The 18,801-nt window shown below is 44.7% G+C and carries 18 protein-coding genes; 12 read left to right on the top strand and 6 right to left on the bottom strand.

From position 1 onward, the window contains the following. Positions 1 to 77: 77 nt before the first annotated feature. The gene (gene greB / locus H0913_RS01280; RefSeq protein ID WP_036948453.1) at positions 78 to 563 is read right to left on the bottom strand and encodes a transcription elongation factor GreB; all 486 of its coding nucleotides are present in this window, start codon (positions 561 to 563) and stop codon (positions 78 to 80) included. A 162-nt stretch (positions 564 to 725) separates the two neighbouring features. Here greB and H0913_RS01275 point away from each other — a divergent pair, with 162 nt between their 5' ends. From H0913_RS01275 to H0913_RS01260, 4 genes are all read left to right on the top strand, one after another. After that, positions 726 to 3,068: a Tex family protein gene (locus H0913_RS01275; protein ID WP_154638566.1), complete on the top strand. Its 2,343-nt coding sequence runs from the start codon at positions 726 to 728 to the stop codon at positions 3,066 to 3,068. A 470-nt stretch (positions 3,069 to 3,538) separates the two neighbouring features. Continuing rightward, positions 3,539 to 3,769, top strand: coding sequence for a ferrous iron transporter A (gene feoA, locus H0913_RS01270; RefSeq protein WP_036948447.1), 231 nt, complete (start codon positions 3,539 to 3,541; stop codon positions 3,767 to 3,769). A gap of 56 nt (positions 3,770 to 3,825) precedes the next feature. Continuing rightward, complete coding sequence (gene feoB / locus H0913_RS01265; protein WP_154602248.1) at positions 3,826 to 6,144, top strand: Fe(2+) transporter permease subunit FeoB; 2,319 nt, start codon at positions 3,826 to 3,828, stop codon at positions 6,142 to 6,144. A 10-nt stretch (positions 6,145 to 6,154) separates the two neighbouring features. Continuing rightward, on the top strand, positions 6,155 to 6,388 hold the full coding sequence (locus tag H0913_RS01260) for a FeoC-like transcriptional regulator (RefSeq protein WP_154602247.1): 234 nt from the start codon (positions 6,155 to 6,157) through the stop codon (positions 6,386 to 6,388). Between the two features lie 39 nt (positions 6,389 to 6,427). Here the strand turns inward: H0913_RS01260 and bioH are convergent, their stop codons facing one another. Beyond that, complete coding sequence (gene bioH, locus H0913_RS01255; RefSeq protein WP_181478640.1) at positions 6,428 to 7,201, bottom strand: pimeloyl-ACP methyl ester esterase BioH; 774 nt, start codon at positions 7,199 to 7,201, stop codon at positions 6,428 to 6,430. Positions 7,202 to 7,257: 56 nt separating this feature from the next. Between bioH and H0913_RS18800 the strand changes: the two genes are divergently transcribed. From H0913_RS18800 to H0913_RS01220, 7 genes are all read left to right on the top strand, one after another. Next, a complete protein-coding gene (locus H0913_RS18800; RefSeq protein ID WP_181477844.1) occupies positions 7,258 to 7,941 on the top strand; it encodes a phosphoribosyltransferase family protein in 684 nt (227 codons plus the stop codon). A 63-nt stretch (positions 7,942 to 8,004) separates the two neighbouring features. Then, positions 8,005 to 8,583 carry a Fe-S biogenesis protein NfuA gene (nfuA, locus tag H0913_RS01245; protein ID WP_036948432.1) on the top strand — a complete coding sequence of 193 codons (579 nt, stop codon included), beginning with the start codon at positions 8,005 to 8,007 and terminating at the stop codon, positions 8,581 to 8,583. A 99-nt stretch (positions 8,584 to 8,682) separates the two neighbouring features. After that, positions 8,683 to 9,006, top strand: coding sequence for a thiosulfate sulfurtransferase GlpE (gene glpE / locus H0913_RS01240; protein ID WP_036948430.1), 324 nt, complete (start codon positions 8,683 to 8,685; stop codon positions 9,004 to 9,006). Between the two features lie 16 nt (positions 9,007 to 9,022). After that, entirely contained in the window at positions 9,023 to 9,868 is an 846-nt protein-coding gene (glpG, locus tag H0913_RS01235; RefSeq protein WP_154602245.1) for a rhomboid family intramembrane serine protease GlpG, read from the top strand. A gap of 27 nt (positions 9,869 to 9,895) precedes the next feature. Next, the gene (locus H0913_RS01230) at positions 9,896 to 10,654 is read left to right on the top strand and encodes a DeoR/GlpR family transcriptional regulator (protein ID WP_036948423.1); all 759 of its coding nucleotides are present in this window, start codon (positions 9,896 to 9,898) and stop codon (positions 10,652 to 10,654) included. A 257-nt stretch (positions 10,655 to 10,911) separates the two neighbouring features. Then, the gene (glpD, locus tag H0913_RS01225) at positions 10,912 to 12,414 is read left to right on the top strand and encodes a glycerol-3-phosphate dehydrogenase (RefSeq protein ID WP_181477843.1); all 1,503 of its coding nucleotides are present in this window, start codon (positions 10,912 to 10,914) and stop codon (positions 12,412 to 12,414) included. Positions 12,415 to 12,763: 349 nt separating this feature from the next. Next, entirely contained in the window at positions 12,764 to 14,347 is a 1,584-nt protein-coding gene (locus tag H0913_RS01220; protein WP_181477842.1) for an ATP-binding cassette domain-containing protein, read from the top strand. Between the two features lie 48 nt (positions 14,348 to 14,395). Here H0913_RS01220 and H0913_RS01215 read toward each other — a convergent pair whose 3' ends face one another. Genes H0913_RS01215 through H0913_RS01205 form a run of 3 tightly spaced genes read right to left on the bottom strand, consistent with a single transcriptional unit; the run spans position 14,396 to position 15,826 of the window. Next, positions 14,396 to 14,926 carry a DUF2569 family protein gene (locus H0913_RS01215; protein WP_154638562.1) on the bottom strand — a complete coding sequence of 177 codons (531 nt, stop codon included), beginning with the start codon at positions 14,924 to 14,926 and terminating at the stop codon, positions 14,396 to 14,398. 14 nt (positions 14,927 to 14,940) lie between these two features. Beyond that, a complete protein-coding gene (locus tag H0913_RS01210; protein ID WP_154602241.1) occupies positions 14,941 to 15,300 on the bottom strand; it encodes a DUF488 domain-containing protein in 360 nt (119 codons plus the stop codon). Positions 15,301 to 15,328: 28 nt separating this feature from the next. Then, a complete protein-coding gene (locus tag H0913_RS01205; protein ID WP_154626357.1) occupies positions 15,329 to 15,826 on the bottom strand; it encodes a DUF2569 domain-containing protein in 498 nt (165 codons plus the stop codon). Positions 15,827 to 16,036: 210 nt separating this feature from the next. Here H0913_RS01205 and H0913_RS01200 point away from each other — a divergent pair, with 210 nt between their 5' ends. Next, complete coding sequence (locus tag H0913_RS01200; protein ID WP_154602239.1) at positions 16,037 to 16,954, top strand: DNA-3-methyladenine glycosylase family protein; 918 nt, start codon at positions 16,037 to 16,039, stop codon at positions 16,952 to 16,954. A gap of 67 nt (positions 16,955 to 17,021) precedes the next feature. On the opposite strand, the gene poxB is transcribed toward H0913_RS01200, so the two are convergent. Further along, positions 17,022 to 18,746 (bottom strand): ubiquinone-dependent pyruvate dehydrogenase, encoded by a 1,725-nt coding sequence (gene poxB / locus H0913_RS01195; RefSeq protein WP_036948406.1) that lies wholly within the window; start codon positions 18,744 to 18,746, stop codon positions 17,022 to 17,024. Between the last annotated feature and the right edge of the window lie 55 nt (positions 18,747 to 18,801).

Below are 18,801 nucleotides of genomic sequence, written 5' to 3'. Positions count from 1 at the left end.
GCTGATGAAAGTAACAAAAATAATATTCATGCCATTAATTTACCATTAACACTAACTTTAATGAATCATTTTACTCTTTAACTGATTAATGGTTTATAGCTAATCTCTAGCACAAAATACGTGACTTTTCCGCCCGGCGTGGTAACGACCACTTCATCATCAACCTGCTTGCCAATTAATGCGCGAGCGACTGGTGAATCGATAGAAATCCACTGCTTAGCAGGATCAAATTCATCAGCCCCCACTAACCGGAAAATTCTGATATTTTCATTATCATCTTCAAGCTTAACCCATGCGCCAAAAAACACACGCCCCTCTTGTCGAGGATCGGGTTCAACAATTCTAAGCTGATCCAATCTTTTGGATAAAAAACGAATACGGCGGTCTATTTCCCGCAGCCGTTTTTTACCGTAGATATATTCTGCGTTTTCGGAACGGTCCCCCTGAGCTGCGGCTTCAGAGACGGATTGTGTTACTCGAGGGCGCTCTTCTTTCCAAAGATATTTAAGTTCTTTGTCTAAAGCGTCCCATCCTTCACGGGTAATTAAAAGGCTCTTATTCATTTCATTAAAGGTATATAAATCGGATAATTATAATATTTTATAAAATATAATCTGCGACTTGCCTACCACTAGGCAAAAATTCTGTCTGGCAATTCTGTCTACCAGCAAGTATAACTGTGCAGTCTATTTTCACTGTTCTTTGAGTAGGTATTTAAACACGACATGAATGAAACTCTAAGCCAAATTATTGCGGCCGAACTACAAGCCCAACCAAAACAGGTGTTTTCAGCCATTACATTATTGGATGAAGGCAATACCGTCCCATTTATCGCCCGCTACCGTAAAGAGGTTACGGGGGGATTGGATGACACTCAGCTACGCCAGCTAGAGAGCCGTTTAGGGTATTTGAGAGAGTTAAACGACCGTAAGCAAACCATTTTAAAATCCATTGATGAACAAGGTAAGCTTACTCCAGAACTCGCTTCTGCCATCAACACAACGCTGAATAAAACCGAACTCGAAGACCTTTACCTTCCTTACAAACCAAAGCGCCGTACTCGTGGACAAATTGCTATCGAAGCGGGCTTAGAACCCTTAGCGGATACGTTGTGGAACGATCCGAGCCAATCACCGGATACACTTGCACAAAGCTATGTTGACGCAGATAAAGGCATCACGGATACCAAAGCCGCTTTAGATGGTGCTCGCTACATTCTAATGGAGCGTTTCGCCGAAGATGCTTCCTTATTAGCAAAAGTTCGCGACTATATTTGGAAAAATGCGCACATTGTTTCTGTTGTTGCTGATGGCAAACAGACTGAAGGCGTGAAATTTAGTGACTATTTTGATCACCATGAACCCGTTGCTCAAGTTCCTTCACACCGCGCTTTGGCCATGTTCCGTGGTCGCAATGAAGGTGTTTTGCAGTTATCCCTCAACTGTGATCCTCAATTTGAAGAGCCGCCAAAAGAGAGCTATTGCGAAGAAATTATTACGCGCCATTTAGATGTGCGCTTAAACAATGCCCCTGCTGATCAATGGCGTAAAGCTGTCATCAGCTGGACTTGGCGGGTCAAAGTGTTGCTGCACTTAGAAACTGAAATCATGAGCGCCCTGCGTGAGAAAGCGGAAGAAGAAGCAATTAACGTATTCGCCCGTAATCTCAGTGACTTATTGATGGCAGCGCCTGCGGGTATGCGTGCCACGATGGGTCTCGATCCGGGTTTACGTACCGGTGTAAAAGTGGCAGTCGTTGATGCGACGGGTAAAGTAATGGCGACGGATACCATTTACCCGCACACTGGCCAAGCTGCCAAAGCGGCTGCTATCGTGGCAGCATTATGTCAAAAATATCACGTCGAGCTGGTCGCGATTGGTAACGGAACCGCATCACGAGAAACAGAGCGCTTCTTTGCTGAAGTACAAAAACAGTTCCCTGACGTCACGGCACAAAAAGTGATTGTCAGTGAAGCAGGCGCCTCTGTTTATTCTGCTTCTGAACTGGCAGCATTAGAGTTTCCTGATTTAGACGTTTCTTTGCGTGGCGCGGTTTCTATCGCTCGCCGCTTACAAGACCCGCTAGCTGAGCTGGTGAAAATCGACCCGAAATCTATCGGGGTCGGCCAGTACCAACATGATGTTAGCCAAACTCAGCTAGCCCGTAAGTTAGATGCGGTCGTTGAAGACTGCGTAAACTCCGTCGGCGTAGATTTAAATACCGCTTCTGTGGCACTCCTCACCCGCGTTGCTGGCTTGAGCAAAATGATCGCGCAAAATGTTGTCGATTGGCGTGATGCTAACGGTCAATTCAATGATAGAAAACAGTTACTTAAAGTTGCTCGTTTAGGGCCAAAAGCCTTTGAACAGTGTGCTGGATTCTTGCGTATCACCAATGGGGATAACCCACTGGACGCCTCAACGGTTCACCCAGAAGCCTACCCAATTGTTGAAAAAATTCTTGAAGCTGTGCGCCAGCCGCTGAAAGAGATTATGGGCAATTCACAGGTATTAAATGGCTTAAGTCCACGTGAATTTACCACCGAACAGTTTGGGGTTCCTACCGTTACTGACATCATTAAAGAGCTGGAAAAACCGGGTCGTGACCCACGTCCTGAGTTTAAAACAGCAACTTTTGCTGATGGTGTCGAAACGATGAATGACTTAACTCCGGGAATGATCTTAGAAGGCGCGGTAACTAACGTCACTAACTTCGGGGCATTTGTGGATATTGGTGTTCATCAAGACGGTCTGGTGCATATTTCATCTTTATCAAACAGCTACGTTGAAGATCCTCACAAAGTCGTCAAAACGGGTGACATTGTGAAAGTCAAAGTGCTGGATGTGGATATTGCTCGTAAACGTATCGCGCTCACTATGCGCTTAGATGAACAAGCCGGTGAAGGTAGCAGCGCACCTCGTAGTGCGGCGCCAGCACAAGATAGAAATACCCGCAAAGCGCCTGCCCCTCGAGGAAATGCGCGAGGAAATTCATCATCTAACTCTGCGGCGTCTAGCAACAGTGCGATGAGCGATGCACTTGCTGCCGCTTTCGGTAAAAAGCGCTAAGCCTTTAGTAAAAAAGTACTAAGACAAGATACCCTTGCTGTTTCATCGGCAAGGGCATTTATTAAAATGCATTTAATCATCTCTCAGTACTTAATTTAAACATATTCCATTTTTCTTATAAAAATAAATTAAATAACTAATTCAATTTATTATCTGCACTTTGTCTTATTTAATTATATTAATTAACAATACTAACATCTGCCTTCTGGTTTTAAAAAACTCCACCAACTAAATCCCTTTTTGATCCACATCATTTAATATTGTCCGAAAAAGAGGCTAAATATAACCATGGTAGATGATTATGATTCTCATTGTTAATTAGATTTAATTTTATCTTCCACTCTATTTCTTTTAAAGATAACCACTTTTATAATAATAATTATCAATATTATTCTTAATAACACTCTCTGTAATTTAACATCGTAATTTTCATGTTAAATCAACAGAATAAACCGTAATTGGAAGGTACTATGTCCATACTTCCTCAATGCAGTTATAAAATACTTGGCTTTTCACCAGAGATAAGTCCGGCCTATCGCCAAAAATTACTTTCCCTTGGTCTGCTTCCAGGCTCAGTGTTCAAAGTTGTGCGCGTAGCGCCATTTGGTGATCCCGTGCAAATTGAAACTCATCGCGTCAGCTTAGTATTACGCAAAAAAGATTTAGCTCTGATCAACTTAGATGAAGCTCAAGCGAACTAATTATTTTTGGATTAATTCCAATAAAGATTTTCATTTTCACGACTGGCATACACACTATGAAACCATTAACTATCGGCCTTATTGGCAACCCTAACGCTGGTAAAACAACCTTGTTTAACCAGTTAACCGGGTCACGTCAGCGCGTCGGTAACTGGGCAGGAGTGACCGTCGAACGTAAAGTTGGACGCTTCCACACCCCTGAACACAAGATTGAACTTGTTGATTTACCAGGTACTTATTCCCTTACGACTATTTCAGAGCAAACCTCCCTCGATGAGCAAATCGCCTGCTACTTTATTTTAAGTGGCGAAGCCGACATGTTGATCAACGTGGTGGATGCCTCAAACCTCGAGCGCAATTTATATCTGACATTACAACTTGTTGAGCTAGGTGTTCCCTGCATCGTCGCACTGAACATGTTGGATATAGCCAAAAGCCAACATATCGATATCGATGTAAAACAGCTCGAAAAGCAGCTAGGTTGCCCTGTAATTCCAATGGTCTCTACCCGTGCAACAGGGCTTGAACAGCTCAAACAAGCGATTGATAGCCATCCTCAAAATAGCCAACAAGCCTTAGTGCAATATCCACCACAACTGTTACAAACCGTGGATATGCTTTCAGAGCAAATTTCTGCTCAGCAATTTAGTCAGCAGCAGCGCCGTTGGTTAGCTCTCCAAATTTTAGAAGGCGATATTTATAGCCGCCAGCGGGCTGATATCTCCGAACAAGTATTTGCTGAAACTCGCCTTAAACTCAAAGAGACCTTGCAAGAAGAACCTGAGTTACTCATTGCAGATGCTCGCTATCAATCCATTGCCTCAATTTGTGACGCCGCGATTAATAACAGTGCCGCTGAGCCAAATAAACTCACTCAAGCGCTGGATAAATTTATCTTGAACCGCTGGCTTGGCGTGCCAATTTTCTTGTTCGTGATGTACCTGATGTTCGTCCTTGCGATCAATATCGGTGGCGCTTTACAGCCGTTCTTTGAAGGGGCGTCTGAGGCTATCTTTATTCATGGCATTCAATGGATTGGTGCAACCGCAAACTTCCCTGATTGGTTGACCGTTTTCCTTGCTCAAGGTGTTGGCGGTGGTATCAATACGGTTCTGCCACTAGTACCACAAATCGGTATGATGTACCTGTTTTTATCTATTTTGGAAGACTCCGGCTATATGGCTCGAGCGGCTTTCGTGATGGATAGACTGATGCAATCTCTTGGTTTACCGGGTAAATCCTTTGTTCCTTTGATTGTTGGCTTCGGTTGTAACGTGCCTTCCATCATGGGTGCACGCACCTTAGATGCACCTCGTGAACGCTTGATCACTGTGCTTATGGCGCCGTTTATGTCCTGCGGCGCTCGCTTAGCTATTTTCGCAGTATTTGCAGCGGCGTTCTTTGGTAAAAATGGCGCAAGCGTCGTGTTCTCCCTCTACATTCTCGGTATTGTCGTGGCAATCCTAACAGGCCTGCTACTGAAACATACCTTGATGCGCGGTGAAGCATCCCCGTTTGTGATGGAACTGCCGGTCTACCATGTACCTCATGCAAAAACATTGCTCATCCAAACTTGGCAGCGTTTAAAAGGCTTCGTGATCCGTGCGGGTAAAGTCATTGTGGTGGCGAGCATTTTCATTGGCGCGCTAAACAGCTTTTCGTTATCCGGCAAGCCTGTGGACAACATCAATGATTCCGCGCTGGCTTCCGTCAGTAAAGTAATCACTCCAGTATTACAGCCTATTGGTGTGCACAATGATAACTGGCAAGCAACTGTCGGTTTGATCACCGGTGCAATGGCTAAAGAAGTGGTTGTTGGAACCTTAAATACCCTGTACACCGCCGAGGCGATCACCAGCGAACCTTTCGATGCCGAATCTTTTGACCTGCTCGATGAGTTAGGCGCAGCAGTCACGGATACATGGGATAGCTTAAAAGAGACATTTTCCATCAGCGCATTATCTAACCCAATCGAAGCGAGTATGGGTGATGCTGAGATGGCAACAGGTTCCATGGGTACCATGGCGGCGAAATTTGGTTCCGATATTGCAGCGTATAGTTACTTAATCTTTGTGCTGCTGTATGTGCCTTGTGTGTCAGTAATGGGAGCAATCGCCCGTGAAACCAACAAAAGCTGGATGACATTCTCTATTTTGTGGGGATTAAACGTGGCTTATAGCCTCGCAGCGCTGTTCTATCAAACCGCCACATTTAGCGAACATCCACAAAGCAGCTTGGTCATAATTGGCGCTGTGCTGCTGTTTAATATTGTCCTCATCACCGCTCTACGCCGCATGCGCAGCCGCGTGACGTTCAATATTAAATCCAAAACAGCGCAACAGTGTTCAGGTTGTTCTAACAACAGTTGCCACTAAGGAAAATACGATGGCCAGCTTGCTACAAGTCCGAGATTTAATTGCATTATATGGGCAAGCTGACATTGCGCTTCTGAGTTCTCAACTAAACGCCCCCGCTGCACTGGTGAATGCCATGGCTGAAAAGTTGGTCAGTATGGGGAAAATTGAAAAAGTCGATGTGAGCGCGTGTCTTACGGGTACCAGTTGTAAAGGATGCCCCGAGAGTCACGATTGCTCACATTTTGTCTATAAGATTAAATAGTTATTTCCATTTCAGCGAATTAACTTCTAATGCACTGATTTAGTTCAATGATTTCGCAAACTGAATCAATGTTTCACAAAACTCATCGGGATGAGAAATAAACGGTGCATGAGCGCTATTGCGCATCACAACGGATAATGAATTGGGATACAACTCGTCTAATTTCCCTGCAATTTTACGTGGAACCAAGCCATCTAAATAACCATAAATGCGTAAGAAAGGAACCTGTAAATGGGTGAGTTCCTCACGTAAATCTTCAATACGTAAAGATTCCAGCCCCATATTCAAGGCTTCAACCGATGGCATTGGCAACGCCAATACCACAGATTTCAATGTACGCGCATCCTCACGGGCGCTTTCTGTTCCCAATGTTTGTAGTGCCAGAAAACGCTCGACAGTACGCTGGAAATTTTCAGCCAGCATCTGCTCAAAATTAAGTAAGACTTCAGGTTTGATACCTTGCCACTCATCATGAGCGCCAAAGCAAGGGGAAGATGCCACGGTGATTAAGGCTTTTACCTCATTTGGGTGAGCGAGCGCGATACGACTTGCCACTAACCCGCCGAGTGACCATCCCAGCCAAATCGCATTTTTAGGCGCCTGTTCCCAGACAACATCAGCCATGGATTGAATACTCATTGGCGTAAAATCATGGCTACGCCCATAACCGGGTAAATCAACTAAATGGATGCGAAATTGCGAAGCCACTCGAGGAATAATTGTCTGCCAGACTTCGGCATTCAATCCCCATCCGTGCAGTAACACAATATCTTGTTTTCCTTCACCCACTGTCTGCCAATATAGCGTCGCCATGATTACACTCTCTTCACTGTTATTTTCATTCTGATTTTTCAATCTAGGACTCGCCTATGCTAGCAATGGAAGGGGTCTGTTGGCTATGCCGGCAGTTATTAAAAATTCCCCAGCAAGGGATATGCAGCTTTTGTATCAAAAAGTTACCGTCAATGCCGCAGGTTTGTCCACAATGCGCTCTTCCGTGTGAATATCACCAATTTCCTTGCGGACGCTGCCTTGTTCAGCCACCGCCTTGGCAGAGGCTAATTACCGTAACGCCGTATCAAGCGCCATTACGCCAGCTTATCCATCAATATAAATTTCGTTATCAACCCCAGTTAGCTATCCCCCTGACGCGGATATTTTTACTTTATTGGCTGAATGGATATCGCCAACAGCAATGGAAAAAACCCGACTTATTGACAACCATACCTCCCCATCCTCGACGATGTTGGCGCCGAGGATTTGATCACATGGCATTAATTGGTGGTAATTTAACCACATGGTTAAATATTGCCTATTCGCAAAATTCATTATTGCGCTCTCGTGATACACTGGCGCAAGTTTCATTAACTCGTAAGCAGCGCCGCAATAACCTAAAAGAGGCATTTACCCTTGAAACTTCGGTTTCAGGTCTACACATAGCTATTATTGATGATGTGATTACAACTGGCTCAACCATGCATGCAGCCGCTCAATTGTTGATTTGTGCGGGAGCGCATACTGTTGACGCGTGGTCACTCTGTCGCACCTTGTAGGATGGGTGTAAATGGGCGTATTATAACCAACTAAAGCAGTCAACTATTATTGAGCAAGAGATTATGATTAATATTACAGAAGCAGCACAGACTCACTTCTCCAAGTTATTGGAAAGCCAAGAGTCAGGAACCCAAATTCGAGTATTTGTCATTAACCCAGGCACACCAACCGCGGAGTGTGGTGTTTCTTATTGCCCTCCTGGTGCCGTAGAAGCCACCGATAAAGAGCTGAAGTTTGAAAAACTCTCTGCTTACGTTGATGAAATTAGCGCACCATTCTTAGAAGATGCTGAGATTGATTTCGTCACTGACCAATTAGGCTCTCAGTTAACCTTAAAAGCACCGAACGCGAAAATGCGTAAAGTGTCTGAAGATGCGCCATTAATTGAGCGTGTTGAATACGTTTTACAATCACAAATTAACCCACAATTAGCGAGCCACGGTGGTCGTGTTTCATTAATGGAAATCACCGAAGATGGTTTTGCTATCCTGCAATTCGGCGGCGGCTGTAACGGTTGTTCCATGGTCGATGTGACGCTGAAAGAAGGTATCGAAAAAGAATTACTGAAAATGTTCGAAGGTGAATTAAAAGGCGTTAAAGACCTGACTGAGCACCAACGCGGCGAGCACTCTTTCTACTAATAGATTCTGCTCACACGCATTTTCTACTGAGTATCGGAGCATCCTCAGCACGCCTGTGGATGCTCTTTCATGACATATCCCCTAACTTTCCGGTATTTTATGGACCATTTTGAGACACTAACACCCGAACAAGCTTATCAGCACTGGTTAGATGGCACTGCTATCCTTGTCGATGTTCGCGATCCCCAAAGTTTTCGTGCTGGTCACGCGACAGGCGCTTATCACTTAACCAATGAGTCACTTCACCCGTTTGTCGAAAAAACAGATTACGAACAAACGATTATGGTGATGTGCTACCACGGTCACAGCAGCCAAGGCGCGGCGCAATACTTAATTAATATTGGTTTTGAATCTGTATATAGCATTAATGGCGGATTTGAGGCATGGTCACGAGAATACCCACAAGCCATTACGGCGCTCTAAACGAGACTGCGTATTTATGATCCACATTATCTCTTTTGAAAACCCACGGATGGCTCAAGCGTTTGTCGATTATATGGCAGGAAAAAATATCCAACTACAATTCCATCCATCCAACGACCAACAACATTATGAACTTTGGCTCGATGATGAGCAGCATGCGGAGCAAGTTCGCCAAGAGCTAGAAGCCTTTTTGCGCAATCCTAATGATCCTCGCTATCTCGAAGCCAGTTGGCAAACGGGTCGTACAGACGCCCAATTTCAATATCGTAACTATCTGACATTCAGTTATTTAAAACAGCAATCCGGCCCATTGACTATCGCCGTTATTTTGCTGTCTATCGCAGTCTATCTTTGGGTCACCCTGACAGATCCTCGTGTCGTTCTATACTATCTAGGTTGGCCTATTGGTGATCAGCAAAGCGAATTGTGGCGTTGGATAAGCCCAGCGTTCGTTCACTTTTCTATTTCGCACATCGGTTTCAACCTTGCGCTCTGGTGGTTTTTGGCCGGGCAAGTTGAGAAAAAAATGGGCACAGGAAAACTGTTCACCATTTTATTAGTCTCCGCATTATTCAGTAACTGGGGTCAATCCCTATTCAGTGAGAACAACTTTGGCGGTTTATCCGGTGTCGTTTATGCACTGGTTAGCTATGTTTGGATCACTGGCGAACGTCGCCCAGAAATCGGTATCGGCATCCCTCGCGGGCTCATGGTATTCTCGATTATCTGGTTATTCTTCGGTTACTTTGACCTGCTCGGTATGGACATTGCTAATGCCGCACATACTTCAGGGTTAATTATCGGATTATTGATGGGAATATGGGATAATAGGCTCAGTTTTAAACACCAAGGTTCCAAATAGAACATTTTATAATTAGAGGCTAATGCTGTGAAACAAACCCAGAGACATGATGCAATTGTTGAACTTGTGCGTCTTCAGGGATATGTCAGTACTGAAGAACTTGTCGAGCAGTTTGAGGTTAGCCCTCAGACCATTCGCCGAGACCTCAATGATCTTGCTGAACAAAATAAAATCCTACGACACCATGGTGGCGCAGCCTTGCCTTCGAGTTCCGTCAATACCGCCTACAATGACCGCAAAACCATGTGGTCTGAGGAAAAAGCGCGTATTGCTCAACGTGTGGCAAGCCAAATTCCTGACGGCGCAACCCTATTTATTGATATTGGTACAACCCCAGAGGCTGTCGCCCACGCATTGGTTAATCATAAAAACCTGCGCGTCGTGACCAACAACCTGAACGTTGCAACATTACTCATGGCAAAAGAGGATTTTCGTTTGATCCTCGCAGGCGGTGAAGTTCGCTCGCGTGATGGTGGGATTGTCGGTGAAGCCACCCTCGACTTTATCTCTCAGTTTAGGCTGGATTATGGCATTCTGGGGATCAGTGGAATTGATATGGACGGCTCATTGCTTGAATTTGATTACCATGAAGTTCGCACCAAGCGCGCGATTATTGAAAACTCTCGCCATGTCATGTTGGTTACCGACCACTCCAAATTTGGCCGAAATGCGATGGTGAATTTAGGTAATATGAATTTAATCAATACCTTGTTTACCACCCAAGCACCTCCAGCCAGTATCCTAAAGGTTATCGAACAGCATAACGTTCAATTAGAGCTCTGCTAGCCCCCAGCTTTAACTTCTCAATGATGGTAGCTTGTCTACCATCAATTCTTATTTTTTCCTTTCTTTTCATTCTGTTGTCATCCTTTTGTCATATTGCCAATTTATTAAACAGATTAAATTTATACACAAAATGTTATTAGCATCACGCGCTTGTTATTTTTATGGATTACAGGTTGGCAGACGTACAAAATTTGATTACAATCAAATGAGCGAAAACGAACATTATAGAAAATGGTTCGAACATCTCAGGGGGATGCATGGAAACGAAAGACTTGATTGTAATTGGCGGCGGAATCAACGGCGCTGGTATTGCGGCTGATGCTGCTGGGCGTGGATTATCTGTACTGCTGCTTGAATCTCAAGACTTAGCGAGTGCAACTTCATCTGCAAGTTCGAAACTGATCCACGGTGGTTTACGCTACCTCGAACATTATGAATTTAGACTGGTGAGTGAAGCACTTGCAGAGCGTGAAGTCCTATTACGACTGGCTCCGCACATCGCATTCCCAATGCGCTTCCGTCTACCTCATCAGCCTCACTTACGCCCAGCTTGGATGATTCGTATCGGCCTGTTCCTGTACGATCATTTAGGTAAACGCGTTAGTCTGCCAAGCAGCAAGAGCTTAAAGTTCAACCAAAATTCCGTCTTAAAACCTGAACTAACCAAAGGTTTCGAATACTCAGATTGCTGGGTTGATGATGCGCGTTTAGTGGTATTGAACGCTCAAGAAGTGGTTCGTAAAAACGGTGAAGTTCGCACTCGCACAAAAGTGACTCGCGCATACCGTGAAGATGGTCTTTGGGTGGTTGAAGCTCAAGACTTACGTACTGGCGAAACTCATACTTGGAAAGCTAAAGGTCTAGTTAACGCAACAGGACCTTGGGTTAAAGAGTTCTTCGATGACGGCTTAAAACTGAAATCCCCTTATGGTATTCGTCTGATCAAAGGCAGCCATATCGTGGTTCCACGCGCTCACGATGAACCACAAGCCTATATCCTGCAAAACGAAGATAACCGAATCGTCTTTGTGATCCCTTGGATGGATGAATTCTCAATTATCGGTACCACCGATGTTGAGTACAAAGGGGATCCTAAAGATGTGAAAATTGACGAAAACGAAGTCAATTATCTGCTGAAAGTGTATAACGACCACTTCAAAAAACAGCTGACCAAACAAGATATTGTGTGGGATTACTCTGGTGTTCGCCCTCTGTGTGATGACGAATCAGACTCTCCACAAGCTATCACTCGTGACTACACTTTAGATATTCACGATGAAGAGGGTAAAGCACCATTATTGTCAGTCTTCGGTGGTAAATTAACTACTTACCGTAAACTGGCTGAAGCAGCTGTGGGCAAATTAGCGGCGTACTACCCTAACGCTAGCGGCCCTTGGACTAAAAACGGTCAGTTACCTGGTGGCGACATCGAAGGTTGTGACCGCGATGGTTACGCACGCGTATTAACCCAGCATTACCCATGGCTCCCAGAAGGCTTAGCACTGCGTTACGCAAGAACTTACGGTAGCAACAGTAAGCTGATTTTAGCGGGTGCAAACTCACTGTCTGATTTAGGTGAAGCATTTGCCGCAAACGTCTATGAAGCCGAATTACGCTACTTAGTCGAAAATGAGTGGGTTGTAGAATTAGACGATGCAATTTGGCGTCGTACCAAATTGGGCATGTGGCTGAACGACGCTGAGAAACAGCACATTGCACAATGGCTTGCAGAGCACACGAAAGTGGCTGTGACAGCATAATCTCGTAAGAGATACGCAGTAAGATAGAATCGTAAAAAAACTCGTTGTTGTACCAAAAGCGCCTATCTGTGCCCACAGACTGGCGCTTTTACCTTGCTTCTTCCTCCTACTCCTGTTTATAATTCACTCGCAATTTTGCCCCTTCTAAAGTGAGCCTTTCCGACGATGAACTAAGTACTGCCAGAAAATATCCACAATGCCTTGTTTAAGGTCATTATTTTTCTGTTCTTGGCAGACACAGTTTTCATCGCTTCTTTTTCGAAATATGCTTTTTAAAAGAAAATGCTTCGAAAAATGATCGTGCGAAAGATAGCGTAACGTTGTCTGCCCCCTCTATTTGGAGGTCTCTATGACAATAGCTAACTCTGCTCTCGCGTGCCATTTTTCACAATTAACCATCGAGTTCGACCAATTCGCACTCTTTCCACCATTGAGTGGTAGCTTATTTCGCCAAAAAAATGCGCTAATTGGTCACAATGGTCGTGGAAAATCCGTATTAATGCGATTACTTGCCGGGCAACTCCCCCCCACTCACGGCAAAGTTGATTGGCATTTACCGATAATTCATGTGGATCAACTCAACCGCTTAACGGGTGATACCCTTGCTCAAACACTAGGTATTGATGCACTTTGGCAAGCCTTTTCACGCATTGAACAAGGTCTCGGCACCATGACCGATTTCGAGCTAACGGAAGATAATTGGCATCTGCCTGCAACATGGGAAATGCTGTTAGCGTCTGCGCAGCTAACAGCATCAATGGATGCCCCTATTGAACAACTGAGCGGCGGTGAACGCACTCGCTTAGCGTTATGTCGTGCATTTTTACATCCTGACCATTTTCTTTTACTCGACGAACCCGACAACCACCTTGACCAACAAGGACGCCAATGGCTAAGTGAAAAACTCAGTCAGCACAAAGCCGGCTGTTTAGTCATCAGCCATAACCGGCATCTTCTTGAAAAGATGGATGCTATTTTTGAATTAACCGACAAAGGCTTAGTGGAATACGGCGGAAATTACACCCTGTATGATGAGCAAAAAACCTTTGCTATCAATGCCATTGAAGCAGAGGGCGAACAGCTTGAAAAACAGATCCGCCAAGAGAAAAAACAGCAGCAAGCCACCCTACAAAAAGCCGCCCAACGGCGTAAACAAGGTGAAAATATTCGCTATGGTGGTTCTCAATCCTTACTGTTACTCGATATGCAGAAAAACCGAGCCGAAAAAAGGCAATCTAATGTGGCGGAACGTCACCAGCGTGTATTAGGCGAATTACAGCATCAACATCAGCAGAATCAAGACAAAGTCAGCCATATTCAGCCGCAAAAAATGGTACTCAATTACCAAAGCGAAGGCGGGAAAATGCGCATTTTTGTCTCCCAATTGACGCTACCTTATGGGCAAACGGAGCCACTTTCATTTACCGCCTATAGCGGTGAACACTGGCACATCCAAGGGCACAATGGCTCGGGGAAATCCACCCTATTGAAAGTGTTAGCAAATAAGTTGCAGGCGCTGTCTGGGGAATGTCGCATCAGCGGTGCTTTTTGCTATTTAGACCAACATCTGAATCTTTTGGATAAATCGTTACCAGTTGCCGAGGCACTCTATCAATATCAGCCAGCGATTTCCGTAGAGCAGTGGCGCACTCAATTGGGTATGTTACGTATTCGAGGGGATAAATCGTTACTGCCGTTGTGCCAGCTCAGTGGTGGCGAGCAGCTCAAAGCGACGCTACTAGCTCTGACGCATAGCCCTCATCCTCCCGCTGTTTTACTGCTCGATGAGCCAGACAATCACTTAGATTTAGATTCAAAACAGCTATTGGAAGGGCTATTACGGGATTACCAAGGGACACTGTTACTGGTTTCTCACGATGAAGCATTCGTGGAACAGTGCAATATTACCCATGATTTACAACTAGGCGGTTAATAAAGGTTAAATAGTTAACTGTACGGGCTGTGCTTCGCAGCCCTTTATTTAGTTCACAAAGGTATTTTTAACGCGGGCAGAAACCAGAAAATAAGGAACCCAAATCAAGCAATAAAAACTGCCATTAAAAAAGCTAGTAATGTAGCTATAGTCGATTTCGAGGTGAAACGCGACGGGAAAAGCGATGCGAGAGGCACCAATTACCGCAACATAGAGCATCATCGTAATGATAAACAGCCACTTAACCATAGACTTCTTTTTAAACACAGCAATTAACGACCCCACCATTAATGCGATAATCACCCCAAGGCTGAGCTGAACAGCATAAAACCCAGAGGCAAAACCAGACATATAAAAGTCCGATGCTGGGTTTGTTGCCAGCGACCAAGCACCTTGAACCTCAGCAATATCATTCACCATCATTTTGACCAAATTACCCAGCATATACAGCTGACCTAACAGAGGTAAAATCAGCCAGCCCCCAATCCCTTGGAGGGATTTTTGAGGTTTAGTATGACTCTGCACCGGTATTTGAGCCGCGGGCAATGATTCGGGATTAGATGATAAATTCACATCCATAGTAATAACCTTTTTTATTCTTTACGTTCTTTGAGTTTTTCTTCGATAAAAGCTTTCAGTACCAATGCCTGATTATGTTGCGTATCTTTGGCGCTATATAACAACGTGATGTCCCCTTGCTGCGCTTTCGCAGATACGGCGTGCCATGCATCATTTTGCTGTAGTTCTTGCTGATATTGCGTCACAAACTGCTCAAACTGGTCAGTATGTTGATGAAACCATTTGCGCAATTCATTGGAGGGCGCAACCGCTTTGTTCCATTCATCACACTGCAAATCTACCTTTTTGATCCCGCGAGGCCACAGTCTATCCACCAAAATGCGATAACCATCTTGAGGGCTACAAGGGTCATAGACTCGTTTACAGTAAATCATCAGCAGGCTCCACGGTCATTGGGGTTTACTAATTAATAAACGTATTGCGAACACGCACAGAGACAAAAAAGTAAGGCACCCAGACAAAACAACCAAATAACCCTCGTATCAATTCACGAATATCATTGGAATCTATTTCGAGATCTAACAATTGATTGGCAAGCACCAAATCAAAAACCATCACAGCCAATGAAAAAATTTGGAAAAAGGCATACACCTTAATAATTAATTTTTTCTTAGTGAAAAAGAGATAACAAAGATACAGAACTGTACCGTAAATAATCGCGTTACCAACCGTTTCAAAATATATCACTTCTTTGAATAGCGGAATGAAATAATCTGAACCTGGGGACGTCAATTCACTCCAGTATTCAATCACTTCTTGATTATGATGCCAAAGTCTAAACGGCATAAATAGCGCCGAAAAAATCACCCCAAGCAAGGGGAGAATTAACCATCCACCGATGCCATTTAATTCAGGCTTAGGCTTTGGCGCAGGGAGCATTTCATTATTTTCTGCGTTCATCTTCACATCCTTGATTTAATTTATGCAGTTAATCTGCTCACCGACTTGCGCAAGAATTTGCTGAATAGGTATGGGCAAGCTAAATTAGCACATGATTATCTGAATCACCTTTTTGCTAAGCTAACATACTCTAACGGCTAAAAATGTAGCGTTTGACGTTTTTTGTCAAAAATTAACCAAAAATGAGCATAAATCAGAAGAAGACGAACTATGGCATCAACGCAATCCGTTTCTATATCACTGCCACTTCATTACCGTATTGATGATTTTTTTGCCTTTCACTTGCGGGATCCGCAAAATATCGCCGAGATTGTTGAAAAAAACACCTTGCGCAAAGGGATCATCTGGCAGGAACACGCTGCGCAAATTCGCCTATCCATTAACGGCCAAGCCACTGACAATAAACAAGCAATATTGCAGCTTGATGTTGATAATGCAGAAACTTCGCCTTCCTTAAATGAGCTACACACGCTTGCGATTCATTTACTCGGATTGAATCAACCCGTTGAGCAATTTGAAGAAAAATACCTTACCCACCCAATACTGGGTAAACTGATTGCGCCACAGCGAGGTGTGCGAGTGTATCAATCCGCCACCACGTTTGAAGCGCTCGTCTGGGCCATTATCGGCCAGCAGATTAGTGTTCTTGCTGCCATCGCCATCCGCCGACGTTTTATTCAAGCTGTCGGGCAGCAGCATTCATCAGGCATTTGGTGCTTTCCCACCGTCGCCTCAGTCATCAATGTGGACGATGAAATTTTACGGCAAGCGGGTTTTTCTCTTGGAAAAATCATCGCCTTACGCGGGCTGTGTGCCGCTATTCAGGCGGGTGAATTAGACCTAGACAACGCCGTTACCCCTGAAAATGTTCATGATGTCACCGAAAAATTGCTAGCCATCAAAGGCATTGGACCTTGGACAGTAAGTTATGGATTGCTGCGCGGATTTAATTACCTAGATGGTTCCCTACATGGGGATGTTGCCGTACGGCGCAATTTACAAACTTTATTAGCTCAAGATGCGCAACCATCTGCGAAAGAAACCCAACAATGGCTAGCCCAATTTGCACCGTGGCGAGCACTGATTGCCGCTCATCTTTGGCGCAGCCAATCCGCTGCAGGATATTAAACAAAAATCCCTAATCCAGTACGCTGAATTAGGGATTTATTTATGATGCTACTCGATTAGATAGTGATTAACGCAACCAGTTGGTTTTCACCAATTGCACTACTTCATCACCGCGACCGCTCATAATTGCCTTCAGCATATATAAGCTAAAACCTTTGGCTTCTTGCGCTTCAATCTCTGGAGGCATTGAAAGCTCTTGCTTCGCCGTCAATACATCCACAACAACTGGGCCATCATGGGCAAAAGCTTCTTTCAGCGCACCGTCCAGATCTTCACTTTTCTCAACGCGAATACCTTTGATACCTGCCGCATTGGCAATTGCCGCAAAGTTTGGATTCTGTAAATCGGTGCCCGCAGTCATAAAGCCTGCAACCTTCATTTCCATCGCCACAAAGCCCAGCACGCCGTTGTTATGAATGATAATTTTCACTGGTAATTTCATCTGTGACAGTGAAATAAAGTCACCCATCAACATACTGAAACCGCCATCGCCACACATTGCAACCACTTGGCGATTTTTATCAACCGCTTGCGCACCAATCGCTTGTGGCATTGCGTTTGCCATCGAACCGTGGTTAAACGAACCGATCAGGCGGCGTTTACCGTTCATTTTCAAGTAACGCGCAGCCCACACCGTTGGTGTGCCCACATCGCAGGTAAAGATAGTGTCGTCGTTCGCCAGCTCGCTCAGCTTGGTGGCTAAATATTGTGGATGGATCAGCCCTTCATGACCCGGCTTAGCTAAATCATCCAGCCCTTTACGCGCCTCGGCATAGTGCTTCAGTGCGCCATCCAAATGTTTGCGATTCTGCTTCGCCGTTAAATGTGGCTGTAAGGCAGTCAATGTCGCCTTAATATCCCCGATTAACCCCATATCAATATGGCAATGGGAGCCTAAGCTTCCGGCATTCAGGTCAATCTGAATAATTTTCGCGTCTGTTGGGTAGAACGGACGATACGGGAATTGCGTACCTAGCAGCACAACGGTGTCCGCATTCATCATCGCGTGGTAGCCAGATGAGAAACCGATTAACCCCGTCATACCCACGCTATTTGGGTTATCCCACTCAATATGCTCTTTACCACGCAACGCATGTACCACTGGCGCATTCAAGGTTTCTGCCAGTTTCACCACTTCATCATGAGCGCCAGCACAGCCATTACCGCAGAACAACGTGATGTTTTCTGACTGATTCAGTGCTTCTGCTAATTTTTCAATTTCAGGACGCTGAGGCATGATCAAAGGTGCTTGTGGCTGATACCACTCTTCTTTCGCCGATTCTGGTGCATCTTTCAGGGCGATATCACCCGGAATAACGACAACAGAAACGCCTTTATTCAGGATCGCTTTACGCATCGCAATGCCCAAAACTTGTTGAATTTGTTCAGGGTTAGTCACCATTTCACAATAGTGGCTACATTCGCGGAACAGTTCCGTTGGGTGGGTTTCTTGGAAGTAATTACTACCGATTTCACTCGATGGGATATGCGCAGCAATGGCTAATACAGGTACACGGTTACGATGGCAATCATACAACCCGTTGATTAAGTGCATGTTGCCAGGTCCACAAGAACCCGCGCACACCGCTAACTCACCCGTTAGTTGCGCTTCTGCGCCCGCGGCAAATGCAGCCACTTCTTCATGACGGGTACCTAACCACTCAATAGCCCCTTGTTTACGTAAACTATCCGTTAAACCGTTTAATGAGTCCCCAGTGACTCCCCAGATGCGCTTAACACCTGCGTTATCCAGTACTTTCGCAATATAGGATGCAATACTCTGTTTTTTCATAATGGCACTCTTTTTAAGTCGGATTAAATTCAATGTATTCTTGTTAACAATGACA

Source organism: Providencia rettgeri (genome assembly GCF_013702265.1).
GTDB lineage: Bacteria > Pseudomonadota > Gammaproteobacteria > Enterobacterales > Enterobacteriaceae > Providencia > Providencia zhijiangensis.
Note: the sequence above shows the minus strand (reverse complement) of the source record. Positions and strands in the feature narration are given on the sequence as shown.

Bases quoted from the DNA above. Each gene is read 5' to 3' on its own strand.
- H0913_RS01200 (WP_154602239.1), top strand. From the start codon at position 16,037: ATGGCATCAACGCAATCCGTTTCTATATCACTGCCACTTCATTACCGT.
- feoB (WP_154602248.1), top strand. From the start codon at position 3,826: ATGAAACCATTAACTATCGGCCTTATTGGCAACCCTAACGCTGGTAAA.
- H0913_RS18800 (WP_181477844.1), top strand. From the start codon at position 7,258: ATGCTAGCAATGGAAGGGGTCTGTTGGCTATGCCGGCAGTTATTAAAA.
- H0913_RS01220 (WP_181477842.1), top strand. From the start codon at position 12,764: ATGACAATAGCTAACTCTGCTCTCGCGTGCCATTTTTCACAATTAACC.
- H0913_RS01260 (WP_154602247.1), top strand. From the start codon at position 6,155: ATGGCCAGCTTGCTACAAGTCCGAGATTTAATTGCATTATATGGGCAA.
- H0913_RS01215 (WP_154638562.1), bottom strand. From the start codon at position 14,926: ATGGATGTGAATTTATCATCTAATCCCGAATCATTGCCCGCGGCTCAA.
- H0913_RS01275 (WP_154638566.1), top strand. From the start codon at position 726: ATGAATGAAACTCTAAGCCAAATTATTGCGGCCGAACTACAAGCCCAA.
- glpG (WP_154602245.1), top strand. From the start codon at position 9,023: ATGATCCACATTATCTCTTTTGAAAACCCACGGATGGCTCAAGCGTTT.
- glpD (WP_181477843.1), top strand. From the start codon at position 10,912: ATGGAAACGAAAGACTTGATTGTAATTGGCGGCGGAATCAACGGCGCT.
- nfuA (WP_036948432.1), top strand. From the start codon at position 8,005: ATGATTAATATTACAGAAGCAGCACAGACTCACTTCTCCAAGTTATTG.
- poxB (WP_036948406.1), bottom strand. From the start codon at position 18,746: ATGAAAAAACAGAGTATTGCATCCTATATTGCGAAAGTACTGGATAAC.
- feoA (WP_036948447.1), top strand. From the start codon at position 3,539: ATGTCCATACTTCCTCAATGCAGTTATAAAATACTTGGCTTTTCACCA.
- glpE (WP_036948430.1), top strand. From the start codon at position 8,683: ATGGACCATTTTGAGACACTAACACCCGAACAAGCTTATCAGCACTGG.
- greB (WP_036948453.1), bottom strand. From the start codon at position 563: ATGAATAAGAGCCTTTTAATTACCCGTGAAGGATGGGACGCTTTAGAC.
- H0913_RS01210 (WP_154602241.1), bottom strand. From the start codon at position 15,300: ATGATTTACTGTAAACGAGTCTATGACCCTTGTAGCCCTCAAGATGGT.
- bioH (WP_181478640.1), bottom strand. From the start codon at position 7,201: ATGGCGACGCTATATTGGCAGACAGTGGGTGAAGGAAAACAAGATATT.
- H0913_RS01205 (WP_154626357.1), bottom strand. From the start codon at position 15,826: ATGAACGCAGAAAATAATGAAATGCTCCCTGCGCCAAAGCCTAAGCCT.